Source organism: Peribacillus acanthi, assembly GCF_003073175.1.
GTDB lineage: Bacteria > Bacillota > Bacilli > Bacillales > DSM-1321 > Bacillus_BN > Bacillus_BN acanthi.
The window spans coordinates 1-16,577 of record NZ_QBBX01000004.1; the positions used below are offsets into that span (position 1 = coordinate 1).

Below are 16,577 nucleotides of genomic sequence, written 5' to 3' on the forward strand. Positions count from 1 at the left end.
ATTCAAGTATAAAAGAATGAGGGGTTTGCGTGTTTTTTATGCATTCTAAATAGTGTCTATACCCCAACAAATATTATAGAGCCATTATTATTGGGGTAATTTACACGATAAAAAAACCCTCTGCATTCACAGAGGGTTTAGTGTATTTTAACGTTTTCCTTTTATATAAGGACTACCTAATGCTTTAGGAGCATCTGCACGTCCAATGAATCCTGTTAATGCAATAATTGTCAATAAATACGGAAGGATTAACAAGTAAACAGCTGGGATATCTTTAAAGAATGGTAAGCTTGCCCCAACGATACTTAAACTTTGAGCCAGTCCGAAGAATAATGCAGCACCCATCGCACCTAGTGGATGCCATTTACCAAAGATCATAGCTGCTAAAGCCATGAAACCTTGACCATTAATAGTTGAGTGGCTGAAATCTAATGTTACAGTTGAAGCAAGAACTGCTCCACCAAGTCCAGCAAAAGCACCTGAAATCATAACTCCCATATATCTGATTCTCGTTACGTTTACACCCATTGTATCTGCTGCCATTGGGTGCTCACCAACAGAGCGAATACGTAAACCGAATGGTGTTTTATAAATGACAAACCAAACAACAAATGCAAGAACGATTGCAAGATATGATACATAATAGCCATTTGAGAAGAAAATTTTCCCGAGTACTGGAATCTTGCTTAATACAGGTAAGTCAATTTTCTCAAACAATTCTTGGATAGAATCCGTTTGACCTTTGTCGTAAATCAATTTAACCAAGAATAAGCTCAAACCAACAGCTAAGAAGTTAATTGCCACTCCACTTACCACTTGATCTGCTCGGAAAGTAATCGATGCTACAGCATGCATCAATGAAAAAATCATTGCTGCGATCATTGCCACTACAATTGACACCCAAGGAGTAATTGCTCCAAGTGTATCAGCAAATGTTAAGTTAAATATGATAGCCACGAAAGCTCCAATGACCATTAACCCTTCAAGTCCAATGTTTACAACACCGGATCTCTCGGAAAATACACCACCTAAAGCTGTATAAATAAGGGGAGCCGCCAAGGCAATCATTGAAGGTACGATTATCGATAATATGTGTAAGAAATCCAATTATTTCGCCCCCTTACTGCTTTTACGTTCAAGAATCCATCTAATAAAGTAGCTAGAAGCTACAAAGAAAATGATTAATGCAATAACAATGTCTACGAGCTCGTTCGGTACACCAGCTTCGAAAGGCATGTTCAAGGCACCGATTTTTAATCCCCCAAATAAGGCAGCAGCCAAGATGACTCCAATAGCTGCATTTCCTCCTAATAAGGCAACAGCAATTCCATCAAAACCAGTTCCAGTGAAACCACCTTTAATAGCAGCATACTCGAAAGTACCTAATCCTTCCATAGCCCCTGCAAGACCTGCAAATGCTCCAGAAATAACCATGGACAATACGATATTTTTATTAACGTTCATTCCTGCATATTGAGATGCATGTTGGTTGAACCCTACTGAACGCAACTCATATCCAACCGTCGTTTTTTCTAAGATAAACCACATTAAGAATGCACCAATTAATGCAACAATGATTCCCCAGTGCAATCTAGAATAGTCAGTCATGCCTTCAATGAATGGTGAACGTAATGATGCAGAAGCAGCTACTTTCGGAGTCTTATCTGCATTTTCAGTAATGATGTTATAAATAATATAGTTCGTTACATGAAGAGCAATATAGTTCATCATGATTGACACAATTACTTCGTGAACACGGAATCTTGCTTTTAAAATTCCAGGAACAGCCGCCCATAGAGCACCTGCCACTGCAGCAGCTAAAATTGCTAATGGTAAATGAATCATTTTAGGAAGGTCATCGAAGGAAATACCAACCCAAACTGCCGCTAACCATCCAACGATAAGCTGTCCTTCTACACCAATGTTAAATAGTCCAGTTCTATAGGCAAAGGCTACTGCTAAACCAGCTAAAATATATGGAATCATTTGACGGACAGTTTCTCCAATTGAATAGACCTCTCCGAAAATCCCGTTAAATAGTGCCGTATATCCATTTATTGGATTGTATCCACTGACAATCATGATGATTGCACCAACTAGCAATCCAAGGAATACAGAAATGAGCGGCACTAAAACATTTGTCATTCTTTTAGACATTTTTCGTTACCCCCGCTTCCTGCTTGCTACCAGCCATCAATAGTCCTAGCTCTTGCTCTGTTGTTTCTTTAGGATCACGTATCGCTACGATTTTCCCTTCATAAATAACGGCAATTTTATCACTTACGTTCATAATTTCATCAAGTTCAAATGATATTAAAAGTACGGCTTTACCATTGTCACGTTGTTCAATCAAGCGTCTATGAATAAATTCAATCGCACCAACATCCAAACCACGTGTCGGTTGTGCAGCAATCAATAAATCTGGATCGCGATCGATTTCTCGACCTATAATAGCTTTCTGTTGATTTCCTCCAGAAAGAGCACGTGCAGGAGTAAACTCACTTGGAGTACGAACATCAAATTCGCTAATAAGCTTTTTAGCTTTTTCATAGATATTCTTAAAACTTAACACTCCATTTGAAGAAAACGGTTTTTGATAATAAGTTTGAAGTACCATATTTTCCCCAATTGGGAAATCCAATACAAGACCATGTTTATGTCTGTCTTGTGGAATATGGCCTACTCCTTTTTCAGTTACTTTCCTTGGTGTTAAGTTTTGAATCTCTTTATCATTTAATTTAATCGTTCCAGAGTTTGTTTTTCTTAGCCCAGTAATCGCTTCAATCAATTCACTTTGACCGTTTCCATCAACCCCAGCGATGCCAACGATTTCCCCTGCTTTGATTGTAAGGTCTAATCCCCTTACTGCTTCAACACCTCGTGAATCATTGACACTTAAGCCTTGAATTTCGAGAACGTTATGTTTAGGCTTAGAAGCTGTTTTTTCAGTTTTAAAGACTACTTCACGGCCTACCATAAGATTTGCAAGATCTGTAGGATTGGTATCGCTTACATTGACTGTACCTATGCCTACTCCTTTTCGAATAACTGTAACACGGTCACACACTTCCATGATTTCTTTCAACTTGTGAGTAATCAAAATGATCGATTTGCCTTCAGCAATCAGCTTCTTCATAATACTGATTAATTCTTTAATTTCTTGAGGGGTTAATACTGCTGTTGGTTCATCAAAAATTAAGATTTCTGCCCCACGATATAACGTTTTTAAAATTTCAACACGCTGTTGCATCCCAACAGAGATATCGGATATTTTTGCATCAGGGTCTACGCTTAATCCGTATTGTTCGGACAGACGTCTTACCTCTTGGCTTGCATCTTTAATGTTTATCTTTCCACTTTTAGATGGTTCTTTACCTAAGATAATGTTTTCAGTAACTGTGAAGGTATCAACAAGCATAAAGTGTTGATGCACCATTCCAATACCAAGCTCATTTGCGATGTTTGGGTTGGTAATGTTGACTTTCTTTCCATGAACTTTAATTTCACCTTGCTCGGGTTGATAAAGTCCGAATAAAACATTCATCAAAGTAGATTTTCCTGCGCCATTTTCACCAAGTAAAGCGTGAATTTCACCTTTTTTTACTTGGAGGGTAATATTATCGTTTGCTACGATGCCGGGAAATTCTTTGCGAATGTTTAACATCTCAATTACATATTCCACGAGTATCCACTCCCTTTGTTTATCTACTTTCATTTTCCTTATTTTTTGAATAAATCTTGGTTGAAAGCGGTATAAAAATTTTCTTTGAAAAATCAAAGGAAAGATTATAAAAGTATTTAACAGAAAAACTGTAGTTTATAATCTTTCATTTAGTTTTTCTCTATTTTGCATATATTTCCTATTTTCTATCTAAAGGAATAGAAGGAATAGCTACCATAAGGTAGAATATTCCTTCTGTTTGTTTAAAGAATTAGAATTTCATTTCCTTTAACTCATCACGAGTTGAAGGAACTTTGATTTCTCCACCTTTAATTTTAGCAGTCCATTCTTCAACAGCTTTTAAAGCTTCAGGAGAAACATTATCTTGAGTAGGAGCAATAGACACACCATTTTCTTCAAGACCGAATTCAGTTACTTCTCCACCAGGGAATTCACCATTTTTAGTCTTTTCAGCAAGCTCTGCTACTGCGATATCTACACGTTTAACCATTGAAGTAAGAGTGATGTTAGCATCAGTTCCTGGTACTTTACCTTCTTCAGCTTGGTCACGGTCAACACCGATTACCCATACGTTTGCATTAGGATCTTTTTTCTTTAATTCAATCGCAGATGTGAATACACCTTTACCAGTTCCTCCAGAAGCATGATAAATGATGTCTGCGCCTTGAGAGTACATAGAGTTAGCGAATTCTTTTCCTTTATCTGGAGCATTGAAGTCACCAGCATATTGGATTTGAACTTCTGCATCTGGGTTAACTGATTTAACACCAGCTACGAAACCAACTTCGAATTTGTTGATAAGACTTCCGTCGATCCCACCGATGAATCCTACTTTGTTTGTTTTAGTAGTAAGACCAGCAATTACACCTACAAGGAATGAACCTTCATGCTCTTTGAATGTGATGCTTGCTACGTTATCTTTTTCTACAACAGAATCAACGATTGCGAATTTAGAATCTTTACGTTGGTCAGCAACTTCAGCTACTGGCTCAGCAAGTAAGTAACCGATTCCATAAATAAGGTCGAACTTATTTCTTACTAAAGTATTTAAGTTTGGTGTGTAATCAGCTTCATCTTTAGATTGAAGATAATCGATACCTTTACCTTTTTCAAGACCATTATCAGTACCGAATTTTGTTAGACCTTCCCAAGCGGATTGGTTGAAAGATTTGTCATCTACTCCACCAACGTCAGTTACCATAGCAACTTTGAAATCGTTTTCTTTTTCTTCTGAACCGCCTTGTTTTTCTTCACCTTTTCCACAAGCACCAAGAATTGTACCCGCAGCAAGTGCCAAGGACAGCGCTAAACCTAATTTACGCTTTTTCAAAGGTAAAACCTCCTAAATATGTTGTAATTAGTAGAAGCAAGAATTCTTAGTTTATACTCTTTTTCTCAATACATGAAAGCTAAATTTGTCTGCTTTGAAGTAATTGACGGAATATAAAATGGGACGATCCATTTCATCGTAATGCATTTGTTTTAGAACTAGCAGTGCTGTCTCAGGATCACACTCTAATATTGGGGAAATCTTCTCATGGTAGCCAATTGGTTCAATATGTGCCACCGCATATGTAATGTTAATGGAAGATTGGATTTCCAACTTTTCAAAAATGGACCCGTCATGATGTGAGAAACTCTCGGGCAAATTGCTTTGTAGGATTTTATCCAAGCAATAAACGACTGGTTCATCATTAGCGGTTCTTACACGTTCTAAAACAACCATATCCTCATTTTCATCGCAATTAAACTTTCTAATATCCTCTTCTGACGGTTGTTGGGTCGAAGAGCTGAGAAAAATGGTACCCGGTTTCATTCCAGCCTGTTTAATCATGCTGGTTACACTATTCAGTTGTTCAATGCCAGAAGTGAATAGTGGTCTTGCATTTACAAACGTACCAACACCATGCCTCCGTATGATAGCGTTTTCTTCTTCGAGAATCCTTAAAGCTTCCCTCAAAGTAGCACGGCTTACCCCAAGTTGTTTGGCAAGCTCGAATTCAGAAGGAAGTTTTTCTTTTTCCTTATAGATTCCTTCCGCGATGTCTTGCTTGATTTTATCAATCACTTGTAGGTATAGGTGACGATTGTCCTGCTTGATAGACATGATGAAACCCCCAAAGAAATTACTTTTTCAGTCATCAGACCTCTGATGTTGAATCTTTTCTACTAATCGACTTTACTTTATCATTTTTTTTACTAGAAATAAATAGTCTAATTAGAAATTTGTCGAATCAATGAATTGAATATACTATCAGTAAACTATTTCAGCGCGAAAAAAAAGTGAAAGTCCCATTTTTAAGGCTTTCACAAATTTAACCATGTTATCCAGATTTCTTCTTTAGGAACTTTGAATATCTTGATCAATTGTTTCTTTTCCAATCAATACATTCCTAGGTTTACTACCTTCATATTGGCCAACTACACCCCTTGCTTCCATTTCGTCAATCAATCTTGCAGCACGGGAATAGCCAATTCTGAATCTTCGTTGAAGCATAGAAACCGAAGCAGTCTGCATTTCAATAACTAGCTGAACAGCTTCGTCATAGAGGTCATCGTCCACTTCACCAATCGTCTCAGGAGTGTCTGCTGGAATCATTTCTTCTTGATATTGAGCCTTTTGTTGTCCAATGACGAAGTTGACTACTTCTTCGACTTCTTCATCTGAGAGGAATGCTCCTTGGACTCGAACAGGCTTTGATGCACCTACTGGTAAGAAAAGCATATCCCCTCTACCTAATAGCTTCTCAGCCCCCCCCATATCCAAAATGGTTCTTGAGTCGGTCATGGACGAAACACTAAATGCAATTCTAGAAGGAATATTTGCTTTAATAACCCCAGTAATAACGTCAACAGATGGACGTTGTGTTGCGATGATTAAATGTATACCGGCTGCACGAGCCATTTGTGCAAGACGCGTAATAGAGTCCTCCACATCCGATGATGCTACCATCATCAAGTCAGCAAGCTCATCTACTATCACTACAATGTAAGGCAGGAATGGTTGTTTGGCATCTTCCTCCAAGTTGTGCCTTCTGACGTGTTCGTTATACCCTTCAATATTTCTAGTGCCAGTATGAGAAAAAAGCTCATATCTTCTTTCCATTTCACTGACTACTTTCTTTAACGCTTGAGATGCTTTTTTCGCATCCGTCACAACAGGTGCCAATAGATGCGGTACACCGTTATAAACATTCAATTCAACCATTTTAGGATCAATCATCATGAGCTTGACTTCATGAGGCTTTGCCCTCATCAGAATGCTAGTAATAATTCCATTAATACAGACAGACTTTCCGCTACCAGTGGCACCAGCAACGAGTAAATGGGGCATTTTATTCAATTCTGCTAACACAGCTTCACCTGAAATGTCTCTACCGAGGGCAATTTGCAGTTTTGAATCAGCTTTAAAATGATCCTTTGATTCAAGGACTTCGCGTAATGAGACCATCGCTATTTCTGAATTTGGAACCTCAATTCCTATTGCTGACTTCCCAGGAATAGGCGCTTCGATTCGTATATCCTTTGCAGCCAATGCAAGAGCAAGGTCATCTGAAAGACTGACGATTTTACTTACTTTCACTCCTACATCCGGGTGTACTTCATACTTTGTCACTGCAGGACCCAAATGGACTTGCGTTACCTTTGCTTTCACACCAAAGCTTTGGAAAGTCTTTTCTAATTTCGCTGCATTCGTATGTATAAGCTCATATTCACCGCTTTGGTCGGCTTTTTTAGGCATTTTTAATAATGATAGTGGCGGGAGTTCATAATCGACATTTTCTAGTTCTGGAATAACCATTTCAACTGCAATGACTTCGTCTTCCACTTCATCAATCATTGGATCAGTTCGATGCTGTTGCTTAATTTCATGCTGTTTTGTGACAGCAGGTGTTTCATTAAATGCAGAGATAATGGTTGGTTGTCTTTCCTGCAGGGGGTCATTCACTGGGATGATAACCTCTTGATATGCCTCTTTTTCTTTTTCTATTTGTTTCGCCTGACGCTCTAATTCTTTTTCCTGTTCTTTCTTTTCTTTCTTTTCTGTTCTTTGTTTTTTCCACTCATCAAAGTCTTCTAAAAAAGCAATCCATTGGTTCTTCAAGAATGATCCAAAACCAATAAGGAATTTTCCAATAACATCTCCTATGGTTTTTCCCGTTAGTAACACGAAACCTATAACAATAAATAGAATTGCTGCAATTTTTGAACCTGCTGCATCAAAAAGAAAATAAGACAATGCAAATAATGTAGCTCCTATCATTCCACCACCTAAATCAGATGTAGAAGAACCACCTTTTACTTCCATCCAAAACAACTCCCATGTATTCGAGAGTACACTAGGTTTTTCAAATGGCCCACCTTTTTGAAGGAGAGTGAAAAGGGTGACATGGCTAAGGAGTAACATACTACCAATAATGAGATAGCAACCAATCAGTTGCCTTTTTAATAGAAACGGAACTCTTCTCTTCCACATTAGAAAAATACTTAAAAGAAGAAGAGAAATTAATAAAACGGTATACCATTCCCCCATAAAAAATCTGGAGATTAACACTAGTGATTTTCCAACTGCCCCTAGTTTAGCTAAAGCTATTGCCGAAATGCCAAAGAGGATTAATCCAATTAATTCAAACTTAAGTGTATGTTTAAGTGTTTCCGTTCTTTTACTAGATCTTTTTTTTCGTTTTGCCAAGCTCATCACCTTTTTAATCAATTGATGGTCCTTCCATAATGAAAGAAAGCAGCCCTACAGAAGGCTGCTGTATGCTATGGAAAACCATAGAAGTTATAGTACATTATAACATAATTCAATATAACTTAGACGATGCTTTAGAAGTTTTTATTGATTTGTGTAAGAAATGATAGAACCAGGCAATAAGGTGGTGTCAAGATAATGTTTAGGATCTGTACTTATTATCCGATTCACTAAAAATGTTTGATCCGAGTTTCTCTCACCGAAAACTGTAATCCCATTGTATTGGATCGATACATACTTCTCATATTCACTTTGCTCAATCGGGTACACATTCTCTAACGGCATTATGGTATAAAGTATCATTGCAGAATCGGCCCCTCCCCTTCTACAGAAGTAGGTCCTTTTTTCGTCTCAATTAAACCATTTAACTTTCTCATAGCCTGACCAATACCACCGACCTCATCTATCAATCCATATTTTACAGCATCACTGCCAACTACATTTGTACCGATGTCTCTTGTTAAATTGCCTTTTTCAAACATTAATTCCTTAAACAAATCTTCTGAGATATTAGAATGCTTCGTCACAAAATTAATAACCCGCTCTTGCATTTTATCCAAGTATTCAAACGTTTGAGGAACACTAATGACTAAGCCTGTTAAACGTATTGGATGAATAGTCATAGTAGCTGTTTCGGCTATGAAGGAATAATCACAGCTTACTGCAATAGGAACTCCAATAGAATGTCCTCCACCTAAAACAATTGAAACGGTAGGTTTAGATAGGGAAGCCAGCATTTCAGAGATGGCTAGACCTGCCTCCACATCTCCACCAACTGTATTTAATATTACTAATAGACCTTCAATGTTTGGATTTTGCTCAATTGCAACAATCTGTGGAATGACATGCTCATACTTTGTTGTCTTATTCTGTGGAGGCAATTGCATATGCCCTTCTATCTGACCGACTATTGTTAAGCAATGTATTTTAGAATCTGAAGACATTTGAGGTACGTTCGTTTGACCTAATTGCTGAATTTTTTCTATTAGACTTGAACCTTTATTCTCTTGTTTATCAGAATCATTTTGCTGAGATTTATTTGGTCCTTCCATTCTTAATCCCCCTTTAATCATCAATATGATTAGTATGGACATATAGGCTGAGTTCAATCCCATAAGAATGATAAGAATAGGCTCTTTTCGCCGAATATACTATAAACTGAGCAAAACATTCGATAACAAACAAAGAGCAGCCGAATTGGCTGCTCTAAACAAATTCTATACTTCCATGATTATCGGTAAGATCATTGGTCTTCTTTTTGTTTTCTCATAAAGATATGAGTTTAGAGAATCTCTAATATCTTGTTTAATCGTTGACCAATCAAAATCTGCACCAGAATTCTTTTGTACTGCTTCTTTTACAATCGTCACAGAGTCTTCCATTAATCTTTCCGATTCACGTACATAAACAAAACCACGTGATATGATTTCCGGACCAGCAACAATCGATTTATCCGATTTATGAAGAGTAACTACCACAATCAATATACCATCTTGTGAAAGTAGACGTCGGTCACGTAATACGATATTGCCTACATCTCCTACCCCACTTCCGTCAATAAGTGTGTTCCCTGCAGGTACTTTACTTGTAGGACGAATCTTCGAGGCTTTGATTTCAACTACTTCCCCTTTATCAGCTATACAAATTTGATCATTGCTAAAGCCTTGTTGAACTGCAAGCTTTGCATGTGCCTTTAGCATTCTATATTCGCCATGAATAGGCATGAAGTACTTTGGCTTCATTAAGTTGATCATCATTTTTAACTCTTCTTGACTTCCATGGCCAGGAACGAATACTGTTCGGTTTGTGACGACATGTGCTCCCGCTCTAAACAACAGATCTACTGTTTTATAAAGTGTCAATTCTCCACCCCTTACTGGTGAAGCTGCAATTATGACAGTATCTCCTTTAACTATATTAATTTGTTTATGCCCTTTTTTCGCCATTTTTTGAAGAGCAGCTATTGGTTCGCCCTGCCCACCTGTTACAAGGATGGCCACTTCATCTGCATGGTACTTTTCAATTTCAGATGCTTGAATTAAGATTTCATCATGTATTCTTAAATAACCTAATTTCAAAGCAATATCATAAACGGTTTTCAATCTTTTTCCAACAACTGCTACTTTTCGATTATTCTCATAGGCAGCATTAAAGACATGCTGGATATGATTAATGTTCGATGCAAAACATGCAACAATAACACGACCCGATGCACCATGGAAAACGTTAGAAATTTCACGAGAAACAACTGCCTCTGATGTTGTATATCCAGGTTTTTCTGCCCCTGTACTCTCTGATAGTAAGCAAAGTACTCCTCTTTCCCCTATAGCTGCCATTTTCCCTATATCTGCTTGGTAGAGTTCAGTAGCAGCTTGGTCAAATTTGAAGTCACCCGTATATACGATGCTTCCTTGAGAAGTATGTAAACAAATACCTACTGATCCTGGAATACTGTGATTCGTTTTAAAGAAACTAACTTCCGCTGATTCAAATTGTAAAACTGTATGGGATTCAATCTTATAAAAATCAACCTTATCTGTGAACTCGTCTTCTCTTAACTTTGCTTTTACGAGCTCAATAGTAAGGTCCGTTCCGTAAACAGTTGTTTTAATATTTTTTAAGATATATGTAAGTGCACCAATATGATCTTCATGACCATGGCTAAGAAAAATGCCTTTAATTGACTGTTTATTGTCTTTCAAATAAGTAATGTCAGGAATAACAATATCAATCCCTAGCATTTCTTCTTCTGGGAACATCAATCCTGCATCTAAGACAAATAAATCCCCATCTACATCTACTACGTACATATTCTTTCCGAGCTCTCCCTGTCCTCCCAAGGAAATGATCTTGATGTTCTCATTTTTAGCAATACTCACTTTGTGTTTCCTCCTATGTTCTTATGACCGTGCCATACAAATTATGTTTATTATACAGTATCGAATTTTTAACTGACAACCATTTATCGAATGAAAAAATCCTCTGATAGTATTTAGGAAATGGAAACGCACTTTCCTAGCTACTAAAAGAGGATTTTAAATTATTTAATGGCTTTCACGTAGATTGTTGTTTTTAAACTATAAGTTTCCCCATTGAATGCAACGAGAGGCACTTTGTTTTCTCTACAATCACTTATAGTTAAAAATAATTTTCATTTGAAAACAACAAAATTTACGAAAACATTTTAATTCATTAATTGTTGTAGTTTGCTTCTATCCTGTTCTGATAGTGGAACTAAAGGAAGTCTTACAGAACCTACATCGATGCCTTTCATTTGTAAAGCAGTCTTTACAGGAGATGGACTTGGTGCCATAAATAAACCTAGCATAAGTGGAGCTAGTTTTTGATGCTTTTTAGAAGCTTCTTGAAGCTTTCCTTCAAGGAATAGAGAAATCATTTCCTGCATTTCGTTTCCTATCACATGGGAAGCGACTGAAACAATCCCAGATGCACCAATTGCCATCGTAGGTAAAGCTAAGCTGTCATCGCCACTATACAAGACAAAGTCATCAGGAGTATTGGCTAATATCTCAGTAGCAGCATTTAAATCACCACTCGCCTCTTTGATTGCCACAATATTAGGAATTGCAGAAAGCTTAATGATTGTAGAAGGAAGCATATTAGCAACTGTTCTTCCAGGTACATTGTATAGCATAACTGGAAGGGAGGTGGATTCTGCAACTGTTTTGAAGTGTAGATATAAACCATCTTGGCTCGGCTTGTTATAATAAGGAACAACCAACATGATTGCATCCACACCGATTTGTTCAGCTTTTTTTGTCAGTTCAATGCTTGCATACGTGTTATTGCTACCCGTACCGGCAATGACAGGGACTCTCTTATCCACTACTTTCACTACATGCTTAAATAGTGCTATTTTTTCTTCAGTAGATAAAGTAGGAGACTCACCAGTTGTACCTGCAATTACGAGTGAATCAGAACCATTGTCTATTAAATAATTGATTAACTGAGTCGTTTTATTAAAATCGATGTTGCCTTTTTTATCAAAAGGCGTAACCATAGCTGTTGAAATTCTACCAAAAATCGTCATAGATTCACTCTACTTTCAATTGAAAGATAATTTTAAAATATCCAAGCTTAATCTAATGATATTTATTCCTTTATACCATATTCAATCATATCTTCATGTAATTGAAAAGCATCATGTAATGCATTGACTGCATCGACTAAGTCTTTTTCCTTCACAAGAACCCAAATAGTGGTATGACTGTCTGCGGATTGAAGAATCGATATACCCTTTTCTGATAATGCAGTTACTATTTTAGACGTGACACCAGGAACTCCAGTAATACCGGCACCTACAACAGAAACTTTTGCGCAACCCTCATTAATGTCCGGTTCATGCCCAATTTCCTTGAGAACTTGGATAGCACGATCAGTCATATCCTTTGTAACCGTATAAACGACTCCATTCGGGTAGATATTGATAAAGTCAACAGAAATAGATGCATTTGCCATTGCTTTAAAAACTTCTGCCTGAAGATCGTACTGACCATCTTTTGCACTTACCTTTATCTGAGTAATATTTGACACATGTGCTATTCCTGTTACTAGACGTTCTCTTATATCGCTACCTTTATTTTCACGGTTTATTGTAGTTACAAGAGTACCTAAACCATCAGAGTAGGTAGAACGGATACGAATCGGCACTTTAGCCTGCATTGCGATTTCAACTGCACGAGGATGGATGACTTTTGCACCTTGATACGCCATGTTACATACCTCTGTGTACGTTACTACAGAAAGTGGCCTAGCATTTTCTGCTATACGAGGATCAGCCGTCATAATACCTTCCACATCAGTGAAAATATCGACCCATTCAGCATTTAAGGCGGCCCCTAATGCCGCAGCAGAAGTATCACTTCCACCACGGCCTATTGTAGTGATGTCCCCGTTCCGTGCTGCTCCCTGGAAGCCTGCGACTACAACCACATCATAGTTTTCTAATTCCCTGATTAAACGATCACATTTCATTTCGATAATTTTCGCATTGGTGTGATCATTATTTGTACGGAAACCTGCTTGCGCTCCAGTATAAGCTGTAGATTTAATACCATTCTCATTTAGCATATTCGAAAATAATACCGCTGAAATTGTTTCACCTACAGAAAGTAACAAATCTTGTTCCCGTTTTGACACTTTCGTTTCTGAGGCATTAATCAAAGACAATAAAGTATCTGTAGCGTATGGCTCACCTTTTCTACCCATTGCAGATACTACAACAACTACCTTATATCCTTCTTTTAATGCATTAGAAATATGTCGTCTTGCATGTGCTCTACTTTCTTCGTTGCGAACGGATGTGCCTCCGAACTTTTGAACGACTACATTCATATTAACACCCCAAACGAACTCAGCCCTTCTTATGAATAATAGGAAAGGCTGAGCTCTGAATAGTAAACTATTTTAATGTTACCAATTCAAGTTTCACAAGGCTTTCTGCGATTTGGACTGAGTTCCAAGCAGCACCTTTCAATAGATTATCTGAAACAATCCACATATGGAAACCTTTATCTTCATCTAGGTCTTTACGGATCCGTCCCACAAAGACATCATTTAACCCTACACAATGAGCAGGCATAGGGTATACTTGTTGTTCTGGTTGGTCTTGAAGGACAATACCAGGAGCCTGTTTCAATAATTCTCTAATTTCAGTAACAGAAACGCCTTCTTTTTCAACCTCAATGTATACAGATTCAGAGTGACCAGTTACGACTGGTAAGCGCACACATGTCGCTGCAACTTTTAACTCTGGCATGTGCATGATTTTTTTCGTTTCATTCATCATTTTCATTTCTTCATAAGTGAAACCATTTTCTTGAAACTTATCAATTTGAGGAATTGCGTTAAATGCAATTTGATAATGCTTTTTGTCTGCCTTGACTGGGAGCATAGCCGGTGTAAAATCTTGACCATTCAAAATTGCTCTCGCTTGATTTTGAAGCTCTTCTATTGCAGCTGCTCCTGCGCCTGACACTGCTTGGTATGTTGATACTAGAACTTTATTTAAGCCATATGCTTGACGTAAAGGCTCCAAAGCCACGACCATTTGAATGGTCGAACAATTTGGATTTGCAATAATCCCATTATGATTTTTTAAATCATCTTCATTTACTTCTGGTACCACAAGTGGGACATTGGGATCCATTCTGAATGCACTAGTGTTATCTACAACGATCGCCCCTCGTTTTACCGCTTCAGGAGCCAATAATTGTGACACGCTTCCTCCTGCACTGAATAGAGCTATATCTACGCCTTCAAAACTATCAGGAGTCGCCTCTTGTACAATGATTTCTTCATTTTTATACATTACCTTTGAACCTGCAGAACGTGCAGAAGATAAAAGAGTTAGTTTTTTAATTGGTAAATTACGTTGTTCTAAAGTTTTAATCATTTGCTGCCCAACTGCGCCAGTTGCACCTACTACTGCTACATGAAGACCTTTTAATTCTTGCATTATTCATATCCCCTTTTCCATAAGACAATGGCTGTAACCTAGTCTTCGTAAATATGATTCATTTTAACATATTGACGCACGAATGTAAGATAGTAATTAAAGAAAAAACATAGTTTATTCAGGATCTCTAAATCTTTCAACGATTACTGGTTGAATTTGTCTTCCTTGAATGGCTTCAAGGATTGTTTCACGAATCATAGACATCCTTGCAACCATCGAGTTCGGCTTTTTATCTGGTGCATCTTGGCCATAAGGAATAAAGTAAAAATCCTTTGTAGCCATTAGTCTCATTAAGTTTACCCCATTTAAACCAAGCGCGTCATTAGTAGATATTCCTAATACAACTGGCCTATGATTTCTGATAGTAGCCTTTGCTGCCATTAGGACAGGGGAATCTGTTAATGCATTAGCTAACTTGCTCATAGAATTACCTGTAAGCGGGGCAATAACCATACAGTCCAAAGGTAATTTCGGTCCAAGGGGCTCTGCTTTAACTATAGAATCGATTACTTGATGTCCTGTTAGCTGTACAATGCGTTCAACCCAATCTTCACCTTTACCAAAACGCGTGTTGGTATTTTGAACAGTAAATGTCACGATTGGAATCACTTCTGCTCCTTCATTAACAAGCTTTTCAATTTCTGGAAATACAACATCATACGTACAATGGGAACCCGTTAGGCCAAAACCAATTCTTTTACCTTTCAAACTCATATGGTTTTCCCCTTTCTCTGTTTTAAGTCTTCCTGCAATAATTGGGAAAGGACATTCGCAAGGATTTTCCCTGCTGTTTTTGGTGCAACAATTCCTGGTAAACCTGGGGCTAACAATGCTTTGATTCCTCTTTTTTCAGCATAACGGAAATCAGTTCCTCCTGGTTTTGATGCCAAATCAATGATAAGTGTATGGGCAGGCATCTTAGCAATAACTGCTGCTGTAACGATTTGATATGGAATCGTATTAATACAAATATCCGTATCTTTTATCGATTCTGATAGATCATCAAGATGAAATGGCTCTAAACCCATTTCGGTAATCCTTGCTAAATGTTCGCTCTTCCTTGCACCTACCGTCACCTTAGCGCCTAATGCATGAAAAGTCCTAGCAACACTCATTCCAACCCTGCCTAATCCCAGCACAGAAACCTTTGATCCATGTATAGTAAAATCAGTGTGCTGGATTGCCATCATTATGGTACCTTCAACAGTCGGTATGGAATTATATATAGCTACGTCATCACGTTCGAATAATTGAACTAGTTTTCTATTTGTATTGGTAGTGATGGAATCCAAATATTTATTACTGATGCCAGAATAAACAGTACAATGGGCAGGCGTTGACGCCAAAATTTCTTCTGTAAGATACACATTTTCACCCGAAAAAATAGTTTCAACTTTTCCCTCTGTGTTGGTTCCAGGTACTGGTAAAATAATCCCATCAATCTCAGAGAAATCCACGTCTTCAATCTTTTCTTTGACTGCTCCAGAAAATGCATGATCTAATTGCTCAAAACCAATTAGCCACAGTTTTGCATCAAGCTCTGTCAGCTTCTTGACAACTTCAAGCTGTCTAGCATCCCCGCCAATCACAGCAATTTGTATGCCTGTAAGCATCTCAAACTTCACCTTCTTCTATGAAAAATAACCCTCGTTATTTCATGG

At 37.7% G+C, this 16,577-nt stretch carries 14 protein-coding genes; all 14 read right to left on the reverse strand.

What is annotated here, in order from left to right; genetic code table 11:
* Window positions 1-147 precede the first annotated feature (147 nt).
* The gene (locus DBX25_RS04700) at window positions 148-1,068 is read right to left on the reverse strand and encodes an ABC transporter permease (RefSeq protein ID WP_108669880.1); all 921 of its coding nucleotides are present in this window, start codon (window positions 1,066-1,068) and stop codon (window positions 148-150) included.
* Window positions 1,069-1,107: 39 nt separating this feature from the next.
* Window positions 1,108-2,157: an ABC transporter permease gene (locus DBX25_RS04705; protein WP_108669632.1), complete on the reverse strand. Its 1,050-nt coding sequence runs from the start codon at window positions 2,155-2,157 to the stop codon at window positions 1,108-1,110.
* Window positions 2,150-3,682 carry an ABC transporter ATP-binding protein gene (locus tag DBX25_RS04710; protein ID WP_108669633.1) on the reverse strand — a complete coding sequence of 511 codons (1,533 nt, stop codon included), beginning with the start codon at window positions 3,680-3,682 and terminating at the stop codon, window positions 2,150-2,152. The genes DBX25_RS04705 and DBX25_RS04710 overlap by 8 nt, the downstream gene beginning before the upstream one ends.
* Window positions 3,683-3,932: 250 nt before the next feature.
* Window positions 3,933-5,012 (reverse strand): BMP family lipoprotein, encoded by a 1,080-nt coding sequence (locus DBX25_RS04715; protein WP_108669634.1) that lies wholly within the window; start codon window positions 5,010-5,012, stop codon window positions 3,933-3,935.
* 51 nt (window positions 5,013-5,063) lie between these two features.
* Entirely contained in the window at window positions 5,064-5,789 is a 726-nt protein-coding gene (locus DBX25_RS04720; protein ID WP_108669635.1) for a GntR family transcriptional regulator, read from the reverse strand.
* Between the two features lie 234 nt (window positions 5,790-6,023).
* A complete protein-coding gene (locus tag DBX25_RS04725) occupies window positions 6,024-8,375 on the reverse strand; it encodes a DNA translocase FtsK (protein ID WP_108669881.1) in 2,352 nt (783 codons plus the stop codon).
* A 147-nt stretch (window positions 8,376-8,522) separates the two neighbouring features.
* Window positions 8,523-8,741: a YlzJ-like family protein gene (locus DBX25_RS04730; RefSeq protein ID WP_108669636.1), complete on the reverse strand. Its 219-nt coding sequence runs from the start codon at window positions 8,739-8,741 to the stop codon at window positions 8,523-8,525.
* A complete protein-coding gene (locus DBX25_RS04735) occupies window positions 8,738-9,490 on the reverse strand; it encodes a ClpP family protease (protein ID WP_108669637.1) in 753 nt (250 codons plus the stop codon). Before DBX25_RS04735 ends, DBX25_RS04730 begins: the two co-directional genes overlap by 4 nt.
* A 165-nt stretch (window positions 9,491-9,655) precedes the next feature.
* Window positions 9,656-11,317 carry a ribonuclease J gene (locus DBX25_RS04740; protein WP_108669638.1) on the reverse strand — a complete coding sequence of 554 codons (1,662 nt, stop codon included), beginning with the start codon at window positions 11,315-11,317 and terminating at the stop codon, window positions 9,656-9,658.
* 305 nt (window positions 11,318-11,622) lie between these two features.
* The gene (gene dapA / locus DBX25_RS04745; RefSeq protein ID WP_108669639.1) at window positions 11,623-12,489 is read right to left on the reverse strand and encodes a 4-hydroxy-tetrahydrodipicolinate synthase; all 867 of its coding nucleotides are present in this window, start codon (window positions 12,487-12,489) and stop codon (window positions 11,623-11,625) included.
* Between the two features lie 62 nt (window positions 12,490-12,551).
* Window positions 12,552-13,793 carry an aspartate kinase gene (dapG, locus tag DBX25_RS04750; RefSeq protein WP_108669640.1) on the reverse strand — a complete coding sequence of 414 codons (1,242 nt, stop codon included), beginning with the start codon at window positions 13,791-13,793 and terminating at the stop codon, window positions 12,552-12,554.
* A 67-nt stretch (window positions 13,794-13,860) separates the two neighbouring features.
* A complete protein-coding gene (gene asd / locus DBX25_RS04755; RefSeq protein WP_108669641.1) occupies window positions 13,861-14,916 on the reverse strand; it encodes an aspartate-semialdehyde dehydrogenase in 1,056 nt (351 codons plus the stop codon).
* A 114-nt stretch (window positions 14,917-15,030) separates the two neighbouring features.
* Window positions 15,031-15,630, reverse strand: coding sequence for a dipicolinate synthase subunit B (locus tag DBX25_RS04760; protein WP_108669642.1), 600 nt, complete (start codon window positions 15,628-15,630; stop codon window positions 15,031-15,033).
* Complete coding sequence (gene dpaA, locus DBX25_RS04765) at window positions 15,627-16,529, reverse strand: dipicolinic acid synthetase subunit A (RefSeq protein WP_108669643.1); 903 nt, start codon at window positions 16,527-16,529, stop codon at window positions 15,627-15,629. Before dpaA ends, DBX25_RS04760 begins: the two co-directional genes overlap by 4 nt.
* Window positions 16,530-16,577 lie beyond the last annotated feature (48 nt).